Source organism: Wolbachia endosymbiont of Listronotus oregonensis (assembly GCF_031205055.1).
Lineage (GTDB): Bacteria > Pseudomonadota > Alphaproteobacteria > Rickettsiales > Anaplasmataceae > Wolbachia.
In genome coordinates this window covers 210902-233748 of the sequence record NZ_CP102118.1, presented here as the reverse complement: position 1 = coordinate 233748, position 22847 = coordinate 210902, and the positions used below count along the sequence as shown (strand labels likewise).

Here is a 22847-nt window from a genome sequence, read left to right as displayed (position 1 = left end):
TATACACCTATCTAAAATTTATGTTATTCACATGTGCAATATAATCTATAATAACATTGAATTTATTACCAATACAATATATTAAAAAATATTATGAGCTTCGTAAGAGAAAAAAACACCCCTGTGATGGAGCAATATTTGAACCTGAAAGCTCAATACAAGGATCATCTGCTATTTTATAGGCTAGGAGATTTTTATGAGTTGTTTTTCGATGATGCTATTAAAGCTGCGAAATTGCTGAATATAGTGCTAACCAAGAGGGGCAATTCAAATGGGCAAGAAATACCAATGTGTGGAGTGCCAGCACACAGTAGCGAATCTTACCTACACAAGCTAATAGATTTAGGATTCAAAGTAGCAATCTGTGACCAATTAGAAACTGCTGATGAAGCAAAAAAGAGGGGCTATAAATCCATAGTAAAACGTGATGTAGTACGAGTTGTAACTCCAGGTACAATTATAGAAGATTCGCTACTGGAGGATAAAAGCAATAATTATCTCGCATCCATAGTTGAACAAAATGACGAATATGCTATTAGTTGGCTTGAATTATCAACGGGAAAATTTTTTCACACTTTAACGAATTTGAAAGCTCTAGATAGTGATTTATTGCGTATATCACCAAGAGAATTATTAATTTCTGAAAAATTCACTGAGGACGAAAAAATTAGATCGATTTTAAAAAATTATAAAATATCAATTACACAACACGCACAGAGTTTTTTTGAGTATAGTAAATCTCACAGAACGTTATGCGAGTTTTATAAAATCAGGGAACTTGGGAGTATAGGAAATTTCAGCAAAGTAGAAATCATGGCGTGCGGTGCACTGCTTGAATATGTCAGAGTAACACAAAGGGGCTCCATTCCAAGGCTTGAATTCCCAAAAACCTATAAGCAACAAAATTTCATGCTTATTGATGCTTCAGCAAGGAGAAATCTTGAGTTGTTTTCAACTCAATTTGGTGAAAAGAAAGGTTCACTAATTTCAGTTATTGATCACACAGTTACAGCCTCTGGTGGACGCCTGCTCAAACAAATGCTCGCTTCACCACTTGCTTGCTCCAAGGCAATCAATTTGAGGCTCAGCACCGCTCAATTTTTTGTAAATAATCATGAGCCACGCAGAAAAATACGAGAAATATTATCTAACATTCCAGATATTGAGAGGTCTTTATCGCGCTTAATACTAGGGCGTGGTTCACCAAAGGATATGAACCTATTAAAAATAGGCCTAGAAAAAACTTTAGAGTTGTCTGAGTTCTTATGTAAAATTGAATCAGGTGAAAATGGATCTCTCCCACAACAATATGTCATCCAAGTAGCTGACACTGGAATCCAGATGCAGATTCCAGCGTCACGCGCTGGAATGACAGTAAAATCAGACGAGAGTGAACTAAGCACAATACATAAAAGTCTTGGTAATCATAAAGATCTATTCGAGCTTCTAAACAGCGCTATACTTGATAATAACCTCAGTTCCGTGAAAGAAGGAGGATTTATCAATCCAAAATACAACTCAGAATTATCTGAGTTATCTTATATATTGAACAACAGTAACAAGTTGGTAACTAAGCTCCGTGAGTCTTATCGCGACCTAACTGGCATTGCCGCACTCAAAATATTACACAACAATATACTTGGTTATTACGTTGAAGTGTCAGCAAATCACAAAATAACTTCGGACATATTTATTCATAGGCAAAGCTTAGCAAATAGCATGCGCTACACTACTAATGAATTGAAAGAACTAGAAAATAAAATTCTTACGGCACGTGATGCTGCAATCAGCTTAGAAGTGAAAATTTTTAGTGAACTGTGTAGTGAAGTCGCTAAAGAATCTGAAAAAATTGCTCTTGCTGCAAATGCTTTGGCAAAACTTGATATTAGAGCCACTTTTGCGGAGCTTGCAGTGCAAAATAATTACGTAAAACCCATTATCGATGACAGTAAAGAGTTCAATATTCGCAATGGAAGACATCCAGTGGTTGAAGTTAACGATAAATTCATTGCAAATAGCATCAATTTAGCTGGTATACATCTAATTACTGGTCCTAATATGGCTGGAAAAAGCACTTTCTTGAGGCAAAACGCTCTCATTGCAGTTTTAGCTCACATGGGGTCATTTGTGCCAGCAGAGAGTGCGCATATTGGAGTGATTGACAAGATATTTAGCAGGGTTGGTGCAACAGATAATATAACAGCTGGTTATTCTACCTTCATGGTAGAGATGATCGAAACAGCAACGATAGTAAATCAGGCAACAGATCGTTCCTTGGTGATACTTGATGAAATTGGTAGGGGCACAGGAGTGTATGATGGCTTATCTATTGCTCAGGCGGTGATTGAACATATTCACAATGTAAATAAGTGCCGCGCCATTTTTGCAACTCATTATCATGAATTAACTAAAGTAAGCAAATACTTGAAGAACGTGAAATGTTTTTGTGTAAAAATAAGAGAGTGGAACGGAGAGGTTATCTTTCTACATGAAGTAATTGAAGGCATTGCAGATGAGTCATATGGAATACATGTAGCAAAACTTGCTGGTTTTCCTGATTCTGTTTTAAATAGAGCAAGTGAAGTATTTGAGGAGCTAAAGGCTTAAGAGGAAATTCTGATCTTACCCAGAAAAAGTAGAGAGAACCCTATGATATTATTTTTTGTAACATTGTTATACACGTCATGATAAGGGGGCTGGCAAAACGTGTCAAGTAAGTTTTTCGTTTCTATGTTATCCGCTACTTGGATGACAGAAAAGAGTGCTGGGATGACAGGAGGCAATGTAACCTCATTAAAAACTTAATTTCAGTCCAGTCAAGAGCACATAACCAGAGTTGCTATTTTCTACTTCAGGCTCTTTGGTACTAAATTTTACAATATCGAAATAGTATGAAGTGCCCATAAAAAATGGATATTCAAGGCTTAAAGCATATGATGTTAACTCGTTTGCTGCAATATCCCTACCACTATTGAAATATGTTAAGCTCAATTTGCGAGAATCAGAATGGTAAGCAATACCTGCATTCATATAATACGTATTATTTATTTCAGGATTACGCTTCTCACCAGATTTAACGCCATTACCATACGAAAAAATGCAATCAAGATCGAACAATTTTAGCTTCAAACCAAAATTCCAGTGCAGTAATTGATTACGACATTCATAATTTTTAGAAGTTCCATCTGAGCAATCAGTTAAATTTTCTCTTGCAAATTCACCAGTTAAGGCAGTAGTAAAATTTATATCATCTGATAGGCCATTTTTATAGGAAAGGCCAGCAGCAATTAAATTGCTGTACTGTAAGTTATTTTTTCCTGGGACATAACTGAACCCGAGTTGAAAGTTATAGATTTCAGGGGAGATGTAGTTAATTGATGATTGTTTTAACCCTAGTTCGAGTCCATTATAATTACTGTAAATGTTGGGTTTTACCCAAAATACCTTGTCTTTATCATATCCAGGGCCATTATCTCTGTTTTCGTTACCACGCAAATTTGCATAGTTTGTCCAATGACCATTTACTCCTCCAGCAGCTGTATAAATTTTTGAAGTGTTAATTAACATGCCCTGACTAACTAAACTTCTTTTACCATATTCAATTGATCCAAGCACCTGATTTTTAATGATGAAATACCATTCCTCCATGTCTAACTTTTCTATGTCTAACGCTTTTAGGTTTGCAATACCAGAAACTCCTGCCTTAACATTAAACCCCATTTGAGTATTTGGATAAACTTGCTGTAAATAAAGAAAGCGCAAGTATGAATAACTTGAAGTTTTATCCTTAGCCTTAGCATTGAAAGAACCTCTGTTGAAGGCGTAGCCGAATCTCAAATCTATTTTTCCGTCTAGTTCTACATAAAATATTTCCTTATCCAAAATTGTTCTAGAGCTAGCACTACTCTGCAAAAATAATGATGAAAGCAGTGCTACCAGGTAGTACCTTAACTTCATAAATAAACTTAAATTTTTATAAAAATTTAAGTTTAAACTCAATATAAATAAAAAACAACTTTTCAGAAGGCGCCGCTGGTAGATTTTGCTGCCCGTTTTTGAGCTATATTCCCATAAATTATTGATACACTTGGTAATTTTCGCTTTAATAACTGCTTATTAATGGCAGAATGTATACGATTAATTATTTTAGACGTACTTTTTACATCGCAGTTAATCAAAACAAAAAGCACTTTATTCTCATCAATATACCCTAGAAAATCATCACTACGGCAATTTTTACAAAAATGTTCTATGATAACTTTCAGTGCATCATTTGTCTCACTACAGCTACTATTTAAGCCAATCACTCCTATAGCTGCATTAATTTGATGTTGAAAGGCAAAATTTAATATAACGTATAACTCTAGAATAGTAGACTCATTGTTTGGTATATCGAATAAGTCATGGTTTTTATATTTTTTACCCATTAGATATTCATCTCTAAAGATTCCTAATTTATGAGACAAGCTGATATCACGTATCAATAGCTCATAATTTATTTTATTACTAGCAAATTGTGCAGTGCGGAAAACTTTTACTTTTGTCTTTATATCTTCTCCTTTAGCATCAGTTAAGGAAAAACCTATCACTTTAGGTAATACATCAAGTAAATCGTGTCCATTTTCGGTATACTCTAAATAATTCTTCATGTCGTCAGCTGCTCTTGCACTTAAAATATTGATTAACGGCTTATTAAGTAAATTCCCTTCCTCGTATTTTAACAAATTCCTTGCGGCTTGATTGAGCCCTAAAATTAATACGTTTTTTTTCTTATTATCCTGACAAACAGATACTACAGCATCATCTTTCCTTCTTGCAGTTATGAAATCATCCATACTTTCATTCTATACAGCATATTTATAAGTATAATAAGATTATATTAAAATTTACTTACTTATTAATATGCTTGATTAGATATAGATAAAATGTCATACGGGATGGCTTTGTTAGCTATTTTAGTGGTAATAAATGGATAGTCAAGCAAAGTTACAAATGTAATTTTGCTTGACTTATCCGTTTTTTTATATCTTTATTACAATCATAACCTCTAGCTCTGAGTTATACCCCTTTGTTACATTGTATTAGATGGAAGTAGAACAAGTCACGTTTAGTTGTTCTGAAAGATCTACTATAGCTAACTGAAAAAAGATTACCCCAGAAGGGATAAAAAGGTATAAAATGGCTTTAGATAAGGTAGAATGATGCCAAAGTGAGAATCTGAGGGGACGTGTTTTGAAAGTAGGTAGCTTGTGCTGTTTACCCAGTCTTACCAGTGTGGGGTTTAGCTATCCTTGGCGTTAATTCTCTCGTATGTTTTGCTGGTGGTTTAGCTTTTCATATGAAGCATGAGAAAGAATCAGACAATATTGAGGAGGCTGAAGAAGCAGTTAGGAATTATGGACCACCTCCTCCTTACTCTCCTCCTTATAGTGAATTTAATAATTCTAATTCGGAACAGCAGTTTGGGAATTGTGAGGGGTTCTAAACCCACAACTATACGAACATTGCAATTTCAGATCCCAGTGCCTTGACTACAAATGTTCGTATAGTTGTGAGCTTGACCATAAAATGATTCTTAAGAAAACAAATGCAATTTTTTGCAGGTTTCACGTATGATAAAAATTAACAGTTTTATTTTTAGCCAAATTAATTGAATCAAGCTACAAAACCTGCTAAAGTTAACTTTATGAAAGCACCCTTAGCTCAGTTGGATTAGAGCATTTGACTACGGATCAAAAGGTCGGGCGTTCAAGTCGCTCAGGGTGCACCACATTTTATAGGAAACAGAAGTCACACTTGAAATTAATATATGCAATACCTATCTTTAAAGGTTAAACACTAAACTATTATATATGAGCAAAAAAGACTACTATGATCTGCTGGAAGTAGGAAGAAATGCCAGTATTGATGAGATAAAAAAAGCGTATAAAAAATTAGCGTTAAAATATCATCCTGATAGAAATCCTGGCAATCAAGAAGCAGAGGAAAAATTTAAAGAAGTAACAGCTGCATATGAAGTTCTATCTGACTCTGAGAAAAGGGCAAGCTATGACCGTTATGGCCACGAAGGTGCTTCTGGTGGGTTTCAAGGCTTTAGCTCTGCAGGAGATTTTAGCGACATATTCAATGACTTCTTTGGTGGAGGATTCGGTGGTGGTGCAAGTAGATCAAGAGCAAAGAGGAGCACAACAGGAGTGTCTGGAGCAGACCTACGTTATGATCTTGAAATTACCTTAGAAGATGCATTTAAAGGAATACAAGCGCCTATACATTATGTGACAAATGTAAAATGTGACACATGCCAAGGCACAGGTAGCGAAGGAGCAATTAAACCAGTTCAGTGCCCCACATGCCAGGGAAGCGGTAGGATTAGAACTCAACAAGGCTTTTTTACCATCGAAAGAACATGTACTACATGCTATGGGGAAGGAGAAATAATACAAAATAAATGTAAGAAATGTGGTGGAAGTGGACGTAGAAGAGATGAAGTAAATATATCCGTTTCAATTCCAAAGGGCATAGAAGAAGGAGCTAAGGTAAGGATAAGTGGTAAAGGAGAAGCTGGAGCAAGAGGTGGAAAAAGTGGAGATTTATACGTATACGTGAAAATAGCTCCCCATAAAATCTTTACTCGAAATAAGGCAGATTTACACTGTAAAGTACCTATAAGAATGACACTAGCTGTGCTTGGTGGTGAAATTGATGTTCAGTCAATTGATGGAGCTAAAACAAAAGTAAAAGTTCCAGAGAGCACTCAAACTGGTACCAAGTTACGTTGTAAGGAGAAGGGTATGCCGCATATGAGTTCACATGTTCGCGGTGATTTGTATGTACAGGTAATAGTTGAAACCTTAAATCTAAAAAGTTTAACCAAAAAGCAAATTGAGCTATTAAAAGCGTTTGAAGAAGAGGAAAATGCAAATGTACAACAACGATCTGAAGGGTTTTTTAGTAAAGTAAAAAAAAAATAAGAAATCTGCTAAATGACATGAAGGAGTAACTGTTTACGGGTTTTCATTTAATCCTGCAATTCTTTGACCTTATTAATGGAAAACTTAACAATAGTGTTGATATCAACATTATTAGCCAACAGAAACTTCTTAGTTCCTTAAAATTATGTAAAAGCAATAAATTTCTTTATTTAAGGTCGAAGTTTTGCTATTCTCAGGTTTTAATAATTTAAATTTAATGAATATAAACAAAAATGAGTTTTTATTTCTTCCGCTTGGGGGAGTAGGAAGAATCGGGATGAATGTTAGCCTATATCATTATCAAGGTAAGTGGATTATGATCGACCTTGGTGTTGGTTTTGCAGATGAAACTATGCCAGGTGTTGAGCTGCTCATTGCTGATGTAGATTTTATTGCTCAAAGAAAAAAAGATTTGCTTGGAATAATAATTACACATGCACATGAGGACCACTGCGGTGCAGTGCCCCACTTGTGGGAAGAGTTGCAGTGCCCCATATATACAACAAAGTTTACGGTTAATTTTCTTAGGGAGAAACTAAAGGAGTTTCGATTAGAAGATACAGTACCTGTGAAAGAGGTGGACATAAATGGCAGCACAAATTTGGGTCCTTTTACCGTCGAGTTTATAAATATAACTCATTCAATTCCTGAGGCAAATTCAATATTAATTAGCACTGAAATGGGTAGTGCACTCCATACCGGAGACTGGAAATTTGATCCAAAACCTGTTGTTGGATTAACTTCTAATATAGAGCGTCTAAAAGAAATTGGCGATAAAGGTGACCTGCTTGCAGCAATTTGCGATTCAACCAATATATTAAGCAAGCATCACCCTGAGTCAGAAGGTGAAATTTATAATAACATTTATAACATAATAAAGCGGTCTAAAAAATTAGTTGCTGTTTCGCTATTTGCTTCAAATGTGGCACGAATTGAAACGATAAGCCAAGCTGCAAAAGCACTAAATAGAAAAGTAGTTTTACTTGGTAGATCTTTATGGAGAATAGTGAAGGTTGCGCAAGATAGTGGTTATTTAACTGATTCTCCTCAGTTTCTTGAAGCAAAGGAAGCAATAAATTTTCCAAGGGAAAAACTGGTGCTACTTTGCACAGGTTGTCAAGGTGAGCCACTGGCAGCAACTTCAAGGCTTGCTAATAAGAGTCATCAAGCATTTAAAATGCAGCAAGGTGATACCATGATCTTTTCGTCAAAAATCATTCCTGGAAATGAAACTCGTGCGCACAACATGCTCAATGCCTTTATTGAGATGGGGGTAGAAGTTGTTACTGAAAAAACAGAGCATGTTCATGCTTCTGGGCATCCAACAAGAGAAGAGCTAAAGGAAATGTATTCTTTAATAAAACCGAAGATGTCTATTCCAGTTCACGGCGAATATATTCACACGCATGCACATGTAAAATTTGCTAAAGAGTGCGGTGTGGCAAAAGCAATAATGATTGCACCAGGTGATATTGTTAATTTGGAGAACGGAGAAAAAGTTGATTCAATCGATGTTGACTACTTTGGTATTGATGGTATGCTGCTACGTCATCCGGAGAGCAGTGTTATAAAAATGCGTAAAAGAATGAGAGATGCCGGAGTTATTGTGGTAATAGCAGTTGTAAACAAGAAAAATAAATTGCTTACTAAACCGAAAGTATTTGTACCTGGTGTTTTTGAAGTGCTAGAAGATGCAGCTATTATACAGAAAATTGTCAAGAAAGTTGAGTCGTTGTTTAGTTTGCAGCCAACAAAAAAAATTAAAAATAAGATTGAAAGTTCAATATTGAGTATCTTAAAGGAATATTTACTAAAAAGACCTATAATTGAAGTCCAGATAGAACAGGTATGAAATGAAAGAATGAAGTTATTCGTTCAATTAATATTGCTTGTTTCGTTATTTATTCCTTATTTTACAAAAGCTGCTTTATATGTTGATATAAAAAAAAGCAGTGTTGGTAACATTGGTCTTGTTGTATCTAAATGTACATGTAAAACAGCGCTGGAAAGCGAATTAAGCGAAAATATTGCAAAGGTAATAGGAACAAATTTATCTAATTGTGGCTTATTTAATGTAAAACGTGGCGCGGAAGCTGAATTTAAATCTTGGAAAAGCGATACTGTAGTCACAGTAAGTTTAAGCGAAGTATCTGGTAGTGCATTAGAGCTATCATTTCGTTTATTTGACACTTTTACAAAAAGAGAATTACTTACTCAGTCAGTTGTTTTTCCAGCAAAAGACTGGAGAAAAATTGGTCACCTCGTTTCGGATGTGATACATGATAGATTGATTGGTGAGAAAGGGCACTTCAACACAAAAATCACGTATATCGCTGAAGAAAAAGATAGCAACTACAAATCTGTGCGTAAAATTGCTGTGATGAATCAAGATGGAAGTAATATAAAATACTTAACAAATGGCGATAGATTTGTGTCAACACCGAGATTCTCACCAAATGGAAAGGGTATTGTTTATATCTCATACGCAAATGGTAAAAGTTATATAGTATTAAAAAATTTAAAAGACCACACTGAATCAATAATCAGCGCATTTGAAGGAGTTATTTCTGCACCAAGATTTTCTCCTGATGGTAAATCTCTTTTAATTTCCCACTCATTGGGTGGTGAAACGAATATATTATCTTTGGATTTAAGTAGTAAACGGACAAAAAAAATTACTAAAGGTTCAGCTATAAGCACTTCTCCCTCTTTTTCTCCAGATCAAAAGTATATGGTTTTTAGTTCCGATATGAGTGGGAGTCAGCAGCTGTATGTTATCGATTTTACTAACAAAAGTAAAAAACCTAAAAGAATTAGTTTTGGAAGTGGAAGATATGCTACGCCTGTTTGGTCGCCAAAAGGAGATCTGATAGCTTTCACAAAGATTCAGTCAGGAAAATTTTACATAGGAGTTATGAAGCCAGATGGCAAAGAAGAACGTCTACTTTCAGAAGGGCATAAAATTGAATCTCCGGCATGGCTACCAAATGGTAGAGAAATCATTTTCACAAGAACAGAATCACCAAGCAACTCTAAACTATATTTAGTAGACTTAGTAAAGAAAAATCAAAAAATGGTTTCCACTCCCACAAATGCTTCTTTACCGGATTGGTCTTATTCTTGAACTACTGAGCTGCATGCTCCACAGCATTGATTTATTGCCACATTAACAAGATATCCCGCTACACCACCTACTATAGTACCAGCGATTCCTGACAACACAACAGTTGCAATTACTCCAATAGCAGCAATTTCAGGTATAATTCCCATTGTAGCCATTGTGGCTCCTATAGCGCCAAACAATAATGCTGAGCTTATAATTATCCAGCTCCTCCCTGAAGATTGTTTTTGTGGAGAATTATGTATTAAGATGTATATGAACAAGTAGAGAGAGCAAGCAAAGTTTTGCATATTGATGAAACTAGCCATTATTCTAAAGGTAAACTTGGCTGGTGCTGGGTGTTTGCTAATAATGAAGCAAGCCTTATTAAATTAGCAGACACAAGAGGAGTTAAGTTTCTAGAGAGTAGTACATTTTCTAGTTATAAGAATTTGGTTGTTACCGATAGGTATGCGGTTTACAACTACTTCGGGAGTGTTAAATAAACTGTGTCAAACCGCATTTTTAGTTCAACTCAATTTTCAATCTGCCAGGAAAGAAAACATCAAGTTGAGAGATAGTTAATGCCCAATCATGTACAGGCATCGTCCACTTTTCCTCTGCCTTCTTTATAGCACAATATACCTGCTTATACAAGGCATTTATGCTGGTAAATGAGCCTTTGGTCTTAGTGAATTTCCTAATTTGCCTATGTAGCCCCTCTATGGGATTGGTGGTGTAGATTATCCTCCTAACTGGACCAGAATACTTAAAATAACCAGACAAGTTTTCCCAATTATTCTGCCAAGATTTTATAACCATAGGGTACTTTGTGCCCCATTTTTCATCCAATTCCAACAGATAATTCTCGGCAATTTCCTTGCTTGAAGCTTGATATACCTTCTTTAAATCGCTCAAAAAACTCTTCGCATCTTTACTGGCCACATACTTCAGTGAGTTGCGTATCTGATGCACTATACACATCTGCACTTCCGCATTAGGAAAGACACTGTTTATAGCTGCAGGAAAGCTTTTCAGCCCATCAACGCAGGCAATAAGGATATCTTCTACTCCTCTTTCTTTGAGGTCATTTAGCACTCCCAACCAGAAGTTAGCTCCTTCACTTTCAGCCAAATAAAAACCTAATACTTCTTTTTTGCCATTTTGATCTATGCCTAATATGTTATACATGCATTTACTTACGCAATGCCCGTCCTCTTTGACTTTAAAAAACCATGAAAACTATCGGATATACAGACTGCAGCGGGCGACTACGCCATTCGTTGATTACTGGTAGCAATTTGTCAGTAATACTTGATATCTCTGCCACCGATATTTTGTGATCATAAATTTCCTCAACATGTGACACTATATCTCTATAGCCCATACCACTGGCAAATGTGCTCAAAATCTTCGTTTCAAGCTCTGGATGTAAGTTTGTTTGCCTTTTTTTGACTATTTGTGGTTCGAAACTTCCTTCCCTATCTCTTGGCGTCAAAAGCTCAAATGACCCTGCGCTTGTACGTAAAGTCTTTGCATTCCTCCCATTTCTTCGATTATTCTCTTCGCTTTCAGCCGACAAGTGGTTTTCTATTTCACCTTCCAGGCTTACCTCCAGCAACTTTTTTATAAACGGTGTTAATGCTCCATCTCTTCCTGTCAACGGTCTTCCTTCTCGTATAGACGACAGGATATTTGTTTCTAATTCTTTATAATCTACCAAACCGGTAGTTCTGTTTACTACTTTCTGACTCATTGTCAAACCTCCATTTTTTTATATCAATTTATTACTTTTTTTTCGGTTTGACACAGTTTATTTAACACTCCCACTACTTCAGTGACGAAAAAAGACAGATTTGTTGGGCACACTTGTTAAGGGATTTCGAAAGGCTATCTACCCACTTTAAATGGTGCTATATTGGGCCTTAACTTGACGCGTATGGTTTATTTAACACTCCCGGTTAAAATAATTACTTAGCAAACAATAGGTTTCATGTAATGGTAACCCTATAACGGAAGAGTAGGAGCCGCGTAAGAACAATACGAACATCCCAGCTAGGCCTTGTATATTGCATCCCCCTGCCCTATTTTTCCACTCTTCTGATGCTAAATAATACTTAATTTCTTGTTCACTGAGACGTTTAAATTTCACTATTGTAACCACAGTTCTAATATGTTGTTTAGATTGATCGGGAGTTAATAGACACACACTGGTATATACTCTATGCCTTCTTCCTGATAACAAGCGGATGCATTTTTCTGCTTGCTCAACGTTTTCAGCTTTAAGCAATATCCTTCTACCACAAGCAACAACTGTATCAACACCAAGCACAAAGTAATTTGGATTTGAACTTTGTATTTTCTCAGCTTTACTTTTTGCCATACGGATTGAGTAATCCTTCGGAAGTTCCTTTTTTAAAGGGGCTTCATCTATGTCTGCTGGCAAAATTAAACCTGGCTCAATATTTATTTGTTTTAGTAAAGCTATACGCCTTTTCGATGATGAAGCAAGAATAAGATTATTTAGAGATCGTTCTGTCACTTGTACCTTTAAGCCTTCTAATGATCCGACCTTTTTCGCATTCCTATCGTAAATGCTCATCTCAACTAACACCCTATCCCCGATAATGATGCGTATTTTACTTCTTCTCACTTTCCCTGATACATGACAGATAATCTCATGTTCATTGTCCAGTTTCACTCTAAATTCTGCTGCAGGTAGTAAAGCAGTTACTGCCCCTTCCACTTCAAAAATTGTTTTCGATTTCTCGTCTTTTATCATATGTTATATTATAATTTAATAATCTTTTTCAGTCTACTATAGATTTTAAATTATTATCAACACAAAAGACTTTTTGCACCCCACTTAAGTATTTCTCTTGCAACTTAACCCCAACCATCTTCACAATAATGCGAGAGGAAGGTGAGCTACCTACCTACGTTTCTACTCCTTGCCTGTGCTCTGATAGGACTTACGGACCCTAGGACTAGAACTGAACTACAAGGATGATTATCACAATTCTCCTCATTGCTATCATATGCGCTATCATTGTCCCCTTCCTGTGGAACATAAGACTTATTATCAGATTCACTATCAAAGCTTAAAGATCTGGATAACTCTATCTTCTTTCGTGGAACATTATCAGGCTCACTAGAAATGTCTCCTGTTAGAGTATAAAATTGATTGTTGAAGCCTTTTTGTTTATCAGCAAACGTTTCTTCACTTAACTCTTCTACTTGACCACGGAAAAACTCTTTTTCTTTTTCACTGTTTTGTAATTTTTTCATCAGACCTTCAATATCCAAAACTTTACCTGCAATGATGTCGCTCAATGCATCAAGGTTCTCTTCCAATTCCTTAATCTCATCTTCATGCTCTTTTTCCAACCCTTGCATTTGACATTTTAAATTGCTTATAAACTGCTCCTTTTCCTCCATTATTTGTGCTTCTTGGTCTATCTCTTTTTCACGTTCTTTTAATTTTTCTTCTAATTCCTTCTTTTCTGTATTAACAACTTTCAGCTTGTCCTCTAGCTTTCTTTTTTCTTCATGCACACTTTTAAATTCTTCCTCATTCCTCTTCAGGTTTTCTTTAAGCTGCGTTAACTCCTTGCGCATTGCATCTATTTCTGCCTTTGATCCTCGCTCCTTTTTTTCAAGTTTATCTTGTAAATCGCTATTCTGCCTCTCTTTTACAATTGTTTGATTATCTTCTGCTTGGGTTGTTTCTAGTTTCTCCTGTAGTTGCTGATTTTCTTGTGTTAATTCATGGTGCTTTTTATTTATCACTTGCAACTCTGCTTCTTCTTGCTTCAATTCAACGTTTTCTTCGGACAGCATCTGATTATTTAAAATCAATTCATCCATTTGTTGTGAAGCAACTTCTGGTTGAGTTTCAGTGTGCTGTAAATTGACTTCTGTTTGAATTAATGCATTGCTATTAATAGAAGGAGAAGAAGGAAGGCTATTGTCATCATCAACTTTAGGGTCTGGACCTTTCGATTCCCCCCTGGTTCCTTATCTTGATAGGCCACTATAGATTCATTTTGAAAATTATTATTAGCAGTAGGTACAACATCAGCAGCCTTACCCTTTTCTAGTGATTTCATTACAGCATCATGTAAGACGAGGCCTTGAATATATAATTCATCATTTTGCTTTATTAATTCTAGGATCTCCTCCGATGACACAAAATCTTCACCATCAAATTTTAGTACTTCAGTTATGCCGCTACTACTCACATTCATAATCATGGTACACATTCTGGATCCATTCTCTACAGGCCAAGTGCTTGTCATTTCATAATATGCGCCTTCTTTAAATTCATAATATCTTTTCTTATCTTCTTGATGAGCGTATATTTCATGTTTTTTATTGCAATAGATATTCAGTTCTTTAATATCTTTCTCTTGCTGTAAAATGTCACTAATCCTTGTTGGCTCACTTCTATTGTAATTAATAAGGTTAACATTCAAAACTCTATGAGCGTTATCAGTTTCTGTGTAATAAGCTTGAAGCTCTACGTCTTTCCTCTCAAAATATTTACTTGCAGCTTTTTTCCCTGCTCTGCCAACTTTATGCATTTATTTATATCTTCCTTAAAGCTCTTATTAGCAGACTCTGTTACTGCTTTATCTATGTACGTTTGTTTAAAATCTCTATCGTTTATTAGGTCATAAAAACTCCACTCATCCCTATAAGCCTTTTGTATAGCAGTGAAGTCACTTTCTTCTTTTAAAAGTACTAAGAAGCCTACCTTGTCTTCTAGATCTTTTAGTTTAAAACCTGTTATTATCTTCTCTAATTGAGAATCAAATTCTTTATTGGCAAAATTTTCAGCAAGATTATTTAAATTTCTTAATTCTTTGCATAATTTATCATTTTCTGCAATTGAGCGGCAGAACTTTATTGTAGCAGAGTCCTTAGTGGAAGGATTTTCTTTTTCCACTTCATTGATACGGTTCTTGAGAGATATAAAAGGTAGTGTAAACCGTGATGAATAACATAATTTTTCTTTTTCTTCTCCATACAACACCAGTAGGCGATGTATTGCATACCAGGTACATGATGCTGCCCTTATAACTGATTCAACATCATAATTCTCTGACTGATCACTTGTTTTTCCTGCCTCTGCTGTTTTGTCTCCCTTAGTCAAACCTCCAATCATCACACACCTCCTTTAACTATATTTACATTATACCAATTAACATATATTCAAAAAAATCAAACTGTATAACCACGTTCTACACTAACTTTTATTATTAACTTAATTGTGTTGAAAATAACTGCAAGTGTTAAACTTAAGCTTTTGTCTTTCATTATGCACTACTCACTATAAGTTTACAATAATATCTTATATAATAGACTTAGTATTTTGAGTTATGCAAGTATTTTTTTTATTGGATAAAAGTTAAAAGACGTTTTCAGAAATCTTTAAGCTTAATAACATCCTCTCTTTTTGGACTAGTTGAAATTAGATGAATTGGTACACCTATTAATTTTTCTAACTTGTCTATATATTTTATTAAATTGATAGGCAATGCTTCAATCGACCTTTTACCTTGAGTATTTTCTTTCCAGCCAGGAAACTCTTCATATATTGGCTCTAATTCCTCCTGTATTGAATGCGATGCGGGTAAATAATCATACATTTTCCCGCTATACTTGTAACCAGTGCATATTTTAATTGTATCAAAAGAATCAAGCACATCTAATTTGGTTAATACAATGCTTGAAACTCCAGAAAGTTGCACAGCCTGGCGCACTAAAACTGCGTCAAACCATCCGCAGCGCCTTCTTCTATTGCTCACTGTTCCAAGCTCCTTGCCTATAGTAAATAAGCTATCTCCAATCTCGTTCTTTTGCTCAGTAGGGAATGGACCATTGCCCACTCTTGTTGTATAAGCTTTTACCACACCAATAATGTAAGCATTGGAGGCTAATCCTGAGCCTGTTATTGCTTGCGACGCTACAGTATTACTTGAAGTAACAAAAGGGTAAGTTCCGTGGTCGATATCTAAAAATGTGCCTTGGGCGCCTTCAAATATTATTTTCTTACCTTCTTTCACAAAGTCATTTAATATCCTCCACACAGGTTTTTTATATGAAAGAATTTTTTTTGAAATCCCTTGAATTTCTTTTAATATTTCTTCTTTTTTAACCACCTGGTAGTTAAGGCCTTTTCTGATAGCATTGTGGTAATTCAGAAGAGTATCCACTCTTTTATTGAGCTCATCTGCGTTTTCTAAATCACAAAGGCGTATAGCTCTCCTTCCAACTTTATCTTCATAACATGGCCCTATCCCTTTGTTTGTTGTACCAATTTTGTGATTTCCGTTTAAATCTTCAAATAGCTTTTCCTTGTCCTTATGTACGCTAAGTATTAATGGACAGCTCTCGGATACCATCAAGTTGTTATAGTTTACGTCCACTCCTTTAACTTTCAATGACTCTATTTCTGAGATTAGAGCATGTGAATCAAGAGCAACACCGTTTCCTATGATGGATATTTTGCCCGTTCTCAAAACAGCAGAGGGCAGTAAATTTAATTTATAAACTTCATCATCTATTACTATAGTGTGCCCTGCATTATTTCCTCCCTGAAATCTCACAACTACATCTGCATTCCCAGAAAGATAATCTACTATTTTACCCTTGCCTTCGTCACCCCATTGCAGACCAACAATTACAATGTTATTCATCATTATTTTCTAAATTAATACATAAATATTAATGCAGTACGCTACAAATGGAAAGAGAAATCTGCGCCTTTCCTGCACCTCTTAAATAAAGAAATATACTGTCGATTTTCTTAATATATTACCAAACTATTCATCATTATATGATATAACTTACAGCATATTTACAGTAAGGTGTTATTTATGAAAGAGGCAAAAGGAAAAAATAATAAGAGTCCAGTAGTTAGATTAAAGGCCACAGCTAAAGAGTTCAATTTTAGTAAATTAAGAGCAGGTCAAGATAATGAATTAGCAAATTCTGGTGAAACAATGTTCTTAGATTTTCAAAGGATGAATTTTATTATTAACGGAAAAGAAATAGATAAAAATCTTATTATTGCATTTAAGGAAGGAGCTAAGCACCACAAAAGCGAACTTTTTAATAGTGATGATATATATAATGACGAAATATTTAACAAAAAAGGAACAAGAGAAATAGATACGGATCATGGCAAAGCTTTTGTTGCTTCAGTACTCGAAGATATTGAGAAAGAGCTTGTAAGTAATGCATTGGGTGAGCTATGGAAAAATCACTGTGAAAATCCCAAAACTGCCAATCATCAAAAAACCGATTCATATAAGAAAGAATTTGAAGAATTTTACAATGCTGGCCAACATCTATTACCAACAGAGAAAGATGAAAACAAAGACTACCGTTCCTTTGCAAAAGAAGTTTTCAAAAAAATGTTTAGATACGCTGGAGCAGAAGTTCCAAGTAATGCTATTTTAGAAGAGCTAGTCACCAATTGTAATCAAGCAGGGTATGAGGCTGCTCCATTTATACAAACCCAACTTGCACTTGGACAGTCGTTCATAGTAGAAAATCCTAAAAAAGTAATAAATATTGATTGTGCTAACCAAAATAATGTAAGAATTAGATCTGACATGAGGCTACCAATACTCTCTGTTAAAAATCAAGTTATGCATGGTGATAAGATATGTGATCTGTCTAACTCATTAGAATTTACACTTGAGTCTCAAGATGGTAAAGACTTTGTAACATACAGAGATGGTAAATTGTCACTTACTATTCCTAAAGAGTTAAAAAATTATAAAGATAATGGCAAGAGCTTGTTTGACATTATTAAAGAATATTTTCAGAAATTCTGTGCAAAATTAGGATTTAAACCTGAGACAAAAATACAAATAGAGCATAGCTTAGGTACTCAAAGTAACTATTTAGATGGTACAATATCTGCTACAGGATCGGATGCAAATAAAGAGTTTATCAATCTTTTAAGCAAAAATCTCAGAGGGAGGTTATTGGAATCAGGAGTTGCTTTAGGAAATGAAGATGTTGATGGTATTGTTGAAGTCAGAGTATCTACAGTTATGGATCTGTTGAGTAATTATGCTAAATTGGAAGATAATAAAGAAAACAGAGAGTTATTAACAAGTGAAGTAGCAGATAATTTAGGGCTTTCCACTCAAGATAAAATAGCATCAGAAGTATTGAAAGAGTTTGATGATGAAATAATAAAGTTAATGCATACAGAAGGTATAAAGAATAACATAGGTCAACATATAATGGAATTAGGATCTTTACCTTCTTTGATAAAAGGTCAGGTTAATCATAATCAAGTGCAGTCTGTTGTAAATACTTTTATTAAGTTAATTATTGAAGGGAAAAGCGAAGTATACAAAGAAAAAAATGCAATTAATGCAATTGATGCAATTTATCAGAAGGTAGATAAGGCAATTGTTGAGCAAGAAAAAGAGCAACCAACAAACAAGATATAGAAAATGATAAATGGACAGATAGAATCAAAAAACAGAAATTATCTGTGGAATCACATGAACATTTACTTTAAAGATACTGGTAGGCTCCTTGAATATTTTAGAGTTCATGGTTGCAACGGTTGCTATTTTACAATGCACCTAATCGTAAAAACTACGTGCCGTTGCATCATATGTTTCAAGAACGTTGGTAAAATGTTCAAGTTGATCTCGATTCAATACCTGATCTATTCTAGTTAGTTGGTCATTGCTGCTTTTAAAATTAGTTAGATCACATAACATAGCACGTTCTTCAGTTTCAGCAGGCAAGTATTTAAAGTGACCAAAGATATTTTACCTAATTTTCTCTAGCATATTTACCTGTATACTTACAAAGCTACCTAATACCGCATACTGATTTCTCTCTTTATTTTGTACAAATTAATTAAGTGAAGTGAGTATAGTATCCACACTACTAAAAAAAATGTGGCACAAAACATAAACATTACAATGAGTGGCAACAGCAAAGAACTTTCTATTGCTACTCCACCTCTTCTCAAAATGCTTGCTGGCTGATGGAGAGTAGACCATAAATTCACAGAAAATTTTACTACGGGAATATTTATAGCACTAAAAATGGCAAATACTGCTGCTGATTTTTCTGCCCTCGCTTCATTATCAAAAGCGCTCCACAATGAAAGGTAGCCAACATATAGGAAAAATAAAATTAGCATTGAAGTAAGCCTTGCATCCCATACCCACCAAGTGCCCCAGGTTCCTTTTCCCCAGATGCTACCTGTGATTAAGCATATTGCAGAAAAGACTGTCCCTGCAGGAGCAGCAGCATGTGCCAAGACACTAGCAATGCTATTGTTCCACACCAATGAAATGAAACTAAGTGATGCAATGAGTCCATATATTCCAAGAGCAAGCCATGCAGAAGGCACATGAATGTACATAATTCGTACAATTTCTCCTTGTTTATAATCTTCTGGGGAGAAGAATAACGCTAAAAACATTCCAATTAAAAAACATGCGAAACAAATAACCCCAAGCCAAGGTAGTGCTTTTTTAGAAAAAGAAGTGAAATTTGTAGGCTTTAATAAAAACATTCGTTTTGAGAATAATTGCGTTAAGAATTTACCAATTAGTTTGAGTTTTATCAACAGAATAGTTTTTCTGCATTGACATAGATTAACAAATTAGCACAATTTCAGTAGCCGATTGCTTGCTATTATTTTTAGTATAACACTATATAAAACATGACCCTTAAAAAGCTTAATTTACACTTAGTATCAGATTCAAGTGGTGAAACTGTTATATCAGTTGCAAAATCAGCTCTGAAACACTTTCGTTCTGTAGAAACAATCGAATATGTTTGGTCTTTTGTGAAAGGAGAAGAGCAGATTGACAAAATTCTGGAGGAAATTAATAGGAAAAGTGATGAGCATAATTTTGTTATATGCACTATTACTGATGATGAGCTAAGAAAATATCTAAAAGATAACTGTATAAAGTTGAAAATTCCCTATAGAGCAATATTATCACATATTATTAGAGAAATTTCGTCCTATCTTGAAATTGAAAAAGACGAAAAGCTTGACTTGCATACTGAGATAAATAACGAATATTTTCAGCGCATTGAGGCAATAAACTATACTATTAATCATGATGATGGGCAAAATATTCAAGATATTGATAAAGCAGATATAATTTTGGTTGGAGTTTCACGTACATCAAAATCTCCCACCAGTACGTATTTAGCTTATCGAGGCTATAAGGTTGCAAATATTCCTTTTGTTAGTGGAGTACCCTTTTATGTCGACTTGGCAAAATTAAAAAATAAACTAACGATAGGGGTAACAATAGACGTAAGTAGGCTAATAGAAATACGCAAAAATAGACTTACTTCAATTAACAACGAAGATAATAATATATATGCTAATCCTAGAAAAGTAGAAAAGGAAATTAAAGAAGCAGAGGAACTATTTAAGCAGAATAACTGGCCAATTATTGATGTCACGCAAAAGTCAATCGAAGAAGTATCAGCAACAATTATACAGTATTTTAATAAAATGTGAAAAATTTATCAATTGACTAACTCTCTGTAAGTGATCATAATGTAAGGTAATTTAATTCTTACTATAGATATGAAAGTCAAAGGGTCGCTAAAATCTCATCGTAACAGAGATAAAAATTGTAAAGTTGTGAAAAGGGGTGGTAAGATTTACATTATAAACAAGGTAAAGCCAAGGTGTAAAGCGCGTCAAGGTTCTTAGCTTTTTGTTCACCTTTTCATGTTATACATTTCTTGTATGTGAAAGTACGGTGTTTATACCTAAAAAGAAGCAAAAGTTATTGTGTTTAAGCGCAGCCTTATTCATTTCTTCTCTTACATTATATTTTAGCATTAGCACAATTACAGGTAAACGTGGCTTATTGACGTTAATCGACTTAAAAAAGAGATTGAGTACAATAAGCTTTTGCTAAAGGATGTCTCTTCTGAAAAGGAAAAGTTGGACAATAAAGTATTTGGCTTATATGAAAAAAGCTTAGATTTAGATCTGCTTGATGAGCAAGCAAAAAATGCTTTAGGTTATGTGAACCCTAATGAACTTATGGTTGTTCTTGACGTGGAATAGCAGTAGACTTCTTGCGTTACCTCCTGTCATTCAAGCCCCTTTCTTGTCATCCCAGTGCCCCTATGATGTCATTCCAGTGCTTGACACTGGAATGACATCATTATAGAGTGAACCAGTGTCAGCTACTTTCATGACACCATTCTTTTTCTGGATTCCAGTGCCAGTTACTTTCATGACACCATCATAAAGTGAAACTAGATTCCAGCGTCACGCGCTGGAATGACAAAAAAGAGTAGGTTTTTTATGTGATTATGCAAGAAGCTAGTGTAAATTTAAGTTTTACCTACCGCTTGATCAAAAAAGAATAAGTTTAGTAAAAAATAATGATATTATTAGTGGAACATAAAATAGTCCCACTGCAGTACTAATTAGAAGCAACAGAGTAGCTTTATCTGGTTGATAATTCAAAATATTAGCAAGTATTATACTGGACCCAGAAACTGGAATAATAGCCAGCAACATCAGTGCTTTATATATACTCTCGTCGTATACACCTATAACATGTTTGTCTAGAAGGACAATTCCTAAAACAAACAGTGGCCAGAATACGTACTTTGCTGTAATAGTGATCAAAGCAAGCTTCCAATCTACTTTAAAGCTTGTAATATTTGCAATGCTCACTCCAAGTAGCATCATCCCTAATGTGACAAATGTACTTCTAATATTCATCATAACATCTGTTAAAAAAGTAGGTATTTGTATATCATATATACTTAAAAAGAAGCCCAGAACCATCGCATAAAGCGAAGGAAGTTTGAACAACTTTAATATGCATTCTTTTGCGGTATAAATACCATTTGCAGCTATGTAAAATCCTAAGCTATTTTCAAACAACGCCATTCCTATATAACAAACAACATATACAGATACTGAATCTTCATCAAACAAAGCCATGGCAATCGGCAGGCCAAAATACCCCATACTTGTGCTGCCCGAGCTAAACGCTAATATGTTTCTCGTGTTATCCTTAAATAAAAAAGAAGAAAGATAATACACTGATAAGGACATAGTGCTACCTATAAACCATATCAAAATCGGCAGAGAAATTACTTTTAAATTAACTTCTGTATGAGAGACTCCATATAAAATCACTATTGGATTAGCTATATAAAAGAGTATTTGAGATATAGTGTTTCTGTCAATTTTAAGACATTTTCCTGATAAATAACCAATAAATATTGTAATATAAATAGGTAATATTTTTAGGAAAAGAGTAAGGAACATACTAGCCTATTGTGATACTTTTGACTGATAAAGTGATATTAGATCTTAAGGTATTATAAAAGTAAACAAAATTTATTTTCCAATTTATCCAGTTCATAGTTAATTAAAAAAGATTCACTTAGTGTCAAAATTTGTTTTTACATAAGACTTAAGAATGACATTTTTATGATAAAATTATGTTAAGTTTCTATAAAGCTCCTTGCATATTTTTGAATAATGATGAAAAATTAAACTGCTTGTGGTAATTTAGACGGACTGTTGAAAAAGTAAGAGGAAATAAGTAAAGTTAGGACAGAGAGTAAGGGCTTTAACATAGTTGTCATATTTTTCTTTAATTAACCCTAGTGTCCAATTTACCCACCATAGCTTCACATGAGGTGTTTCTAACCATTTTAATAACAGTAAAAAATGTTCTTCTTTCAACGCTTTAAATGTGATATTTTTATTCATTAATTAA

General features: G+C 34.6%; 19 protein-coding genes, 1 tRNA gene and 5 pseudogenes. 11 read left to right on the top strand and 14 right to left on the bottom strand.

The features are described 5' to 3' along the window. Positions 1 to 93: 93 nt before the first annotated feature. Positions 94 to 2607 carry a DNA mismatch repair protein MutS gene (mutS, locus tag NMD99_RS01215; protein ID WP_253309115.1) on the top strand — a complete coding sequence of 838 codons (2514 nt, stop codon included), beginning with the start codon at positions 94 to 96 and terminating at the stop codon, positions 2605 to 2607. 186 nt (positions 2608 to 2793) lie between these two features. On the opposite strand, the gene NMD99_RS01210 is transcribed toward mutS, so the two are convergent. Together NMD99_RS01210 and NMD99_RS01205 are read right to left on the bottom strand one after the other, a co-directional pair. Then, positions 2794 to 3957 (bottom strand): porin, encoded by a 1164-nt coding sequence (locus tag NMD99_RS01210; protein ID WP_309166401.1) that lies wholly within the window; start codon positions 3955 to 3957, stop codon positions 2794 to 2796. 62 nt (positions 3958 to 4019) lie between these two features. After that, a complete protein-coding gene (locus tag NMD99_RS01205; protein WP_253309117.1) occupies positions 4020 to 4835 on the bottom strand; it encodes a hypothetical protein in 816 nt (271 codons plus the stop codon). 503 nt (positions 4836 to 5338) lie between these two features. On the opposite strand from NMD99_RS01205, the gene NMD99_RS01200 reads away from it, so the two are divergent. The 5 genes from NMD99_RS01200 (at position 5339) to NMD99_RS01180 (ending at position 10095) form a co-directional block, all read left to right on the top strand. Then, on the top strand, positions 5339 to 5485 hold the full coding sequence (locus tag NMD99_RS01200) for a hypothetical protein (protein ID WP_253309118.1): 147 nt from the start codon (positions 5339 to 5341) through the stop codon (positions 5483 to 5485). A gap of 207 nt (positions 5486 to 5692) precedes the next feature. Further along, positions 5693 to 5770, top strand: a tRNA-Arg gene (locus tag NMD99_RS01195). An 82-nt stretch (positions 5771 to 5852) separates the two neighbouring features. Continuing rightward, on the top strand, positions 5853 to 6971 hold the full coding sequence (gene dnaJ, locus NMD99_RS01190; RefSeq protein WP_264732332.1) for a molecular chaperone DnaJ: 1119 nt from the start codon (positions 5853 to 5855) through the stop codon (positions 6969 to 6971). Positions 6972 to 7188: 217 nt separating this feature from the next. After that, positions 7189 to 8823, top strand: coding sequence for a ribonuclease J (locus NMD99_RS01185; RefSeq protein ID WP_309166399.1), 1635 nt, complete (start codon positions 7189 to 7191; stop codon positions 8821 to 8823). A 9-nt stretch (positions 8824 to 8832) separates the two neighbouring features. Continuing rightward, positions 8833 to 10095 carry a Tol-Pal system protein TolB gene (locus tag NMD99_RS01180; protein WP_253309121.1) on the top strand — a complete coding sequence of 421 codons (1263 nt, stop codon included), beginning with the start codon at positions 8833 to 8835 and terminating at the stop codon, positions 10093 to 10095. Here the strand turns inward: NMD99_RS01180 and NMD99_RS01175 are convergent. Next, positions 10086 to 10250: a hypothetical protein gene (locus tag NMD99_RS01175; protein ID WP_253309122.1), complete on the bottom strand. Its 165-nt coding sequence runs from the start codon at positions 10248 to 10250 to the stop codon at positions 10086 to 10088. The two genes, NMD99_RS01180 and NMD99_RS01175, sit on opposite strands and share 10 nt — an antisense overlap. A gap of 93 nt (positions 10251 to 10343) precedes the next feature. Here NMD99_RS01175 and NMD99_RS01170 point away from each other — a divergent pair. Further along, positions 10344 to 10562, top strand: a pseudogene (locus tag NMD99_RS01170) (IS66 family transposase); the annotation flags it as partial. Between the two features lie 34 nt (positions 10563 to 10596). Here NMD99_RS01170 and NMD99_RS01165 read toward each other — a convergent pair. From NMD99_RS01165 to NMD99_RS01135, 7 genes and pseudogenes are all read right to left on the bottom strand, one after another. Next, positions 10597 to 11827 (bottom strand): annotated as a pseudogene (locus NMD99_RS01165) (IS256-like element ISWpi15 family transposase). Between the two features lie 192 nt (positions 11828 to 12019). Continuing rightward, positions 12020 to 12613 (bottom strand): Maf family nucleotide pyrophosphatase, encoded by a 594-nt coding sequence (locus tag NMD99_RS01160; protein ID WP_064125248.1) that lies wholly within the window; start codon positions 12611 to 12613, stop codon positions 12020 to 12022. Further along, a pseudogene (infA, locus tag NMD99_RS01155) lies at positions 12591 to 12853 on the bottom strand (translation initiation factor IF-1). The gene NMD99_RS01160 and the pseudogene infA overlap by 23 nt, the downstream one beginning before the upstream one ends. 146 nt (positions 12854 to 12999) lie before the next feature. Then, positions 13000 to 13938: a coiled-coil domain-containing protein gene (locus NMD99_RS01150; protein ID WP_309166395.1), complete on the bottom strand. Its 939-nt coding sequence runs from the start codon at positions 13936 to 13938 to the stop codon at positions 13000 to 13002. Positions 13939 to 13997: 59 nt separating this feature from the next. Beyond that, complete coding sequence (locus NMD99_RS01145; RefSeq protein ID WP_309166393.1) at positions 13998 to 14654, bottom strand: hypothetical protein; 657 nt, start codon at positions 14652 to 14654, stop codon at positions 13998 to 14000. Beyond that, complete coding sequence (locus NMD99_RS01140; RefSeq protein WP_309166392.1) at positions 14591 to 15238, bottom strand: hypothetical protein; 648 nt, start codon at positions 15236 to 15238, stop codon at positions 14591 to 14593. Before NMD99_RS01140 ends, NMD99_RS01145 begins: the two co-directional genes overlap by 64 nt. Positions 15239 to 15494: 256 nt before the next feature. Further along, positions 15495 to 16772 carry an adenylosuccinate synthase gene (locus NMD99_RS01135; RefSeq protein ID WP_264688480.1) on the bottom strand — a complete coding sequence of 426 codons (1278 nt, stop codon included), beginning with the start codon at positions 16770 to 16772 and terminating at the stop codon, positions 15495 to 15497. A 180-nt stretch (positions 16773 to 16952) separates the two neighbouring features. Here NMD99_RS01135 and NMD99_RS01130 point away from each other — a divergent pair. Continuing rightward, positions 16953 to 18619: pseudogene (locus NMD99_RS01130) on the top strand (hypothetical protein). A 67-nt stretch (positions 18620 to 18686) separates the two neighbouring features. Here the strand turns inward: NMD99_RS01130 and NMD99_RS01125 are convergent. Beyond that, positions 18687 to 18854, bottom strand: coding sequence for a hypothetical protein (locus NMD99_RS01125; RefSeq protein ID WP_264688104.1), 168 nt, complete (start codon positions 18852 to 18854; stop codon positions 18687 to 18689). 71 nt (positions 18855 to 18925) lie between these two features. Then, positions 18926 to 19636 (bottom strand): heme ABC transporter permease CcmC, encoded by a 711-nt coding sequence (ccmC, locus tag NMD99_RS01120; protein ID WP_253309953.1) that lies wholly within the window; start codon positions 19634 to 19636, stop codon positions 18926 to 18928. A 150-nt stretch (positions 19637 to 19786) separates the two neighbouring features. On the opposite strand from ccmC, the gene NMD99_RS01115 reads away from it, so the two are divergent. The 3 genes from NMD99_RS01115 (at position 19787) to NMD99_RS01105 (ending at position 21166) form a co-directional block, all read left to right on the top strand. After that, the gene (locus NMD99_RS01115; RefSeq protein WP_253309258.1) at positions 19787 to 20605 is read left to right on the top strand and encodes a pyruvate, water dikinase regulatory protein; all 819 of its coding nucleotides are present in this window, start codon (positions 19787 to 19789) and stop codon (positions 20603 to 20605) included. A 69-nt stretch (positions 20606 to 20674) separates the two neighbouring features. Beyond that, complete coding sequence (gene ykgO, locus NMD99_RS01110; RefSeq protein WP_006279631.1) at positions 20675 to 20803, top strand: type B 50S ribosomal protein L36; 129 nt, start codon at positions 20675 to 20677, stop codon at positions 20801 to 20803. A 204-nt stretch (positions 20804 to 21007) separates the two neighbouring features. Further along, complete coding sequence (locus tag NMD99_RS01105) at positions 21008 to 21166, top strand: hypothetical protein (protein WP_309166374.1); 159 nt, start codon at positions 21008 to 21010, stop codon at positions 21164 to 21166. Between the two features lie 294 nt (positions 21167 to 21460). Here NMD99_RS01105 and NMD99_RS01100 read toward each other — a convergent pair whose 3' ends face one another. Further along, the gene (locus NMD99_RS01100) at positions 21461 to 22390 is read right to left on the bottom strand and encodes an AEC family transporter (protein ID WP_253309260.1); all 930 of its coding nucleotides are present in this window, start codon (positions 22388 to 22390) and stop codon (positions 21461 to 21463) included. 306 nt (positions 22391 to 22696) lie between these two features. Then, positions 22697 to 22840 (bottom strand): annotated as a pseudogene (locus NMD99_RS08100) (N-acetyltransferase); the annotation flags it as partial. Positions 22841 to 22847 lie beyond the last annotated feature (7 nt).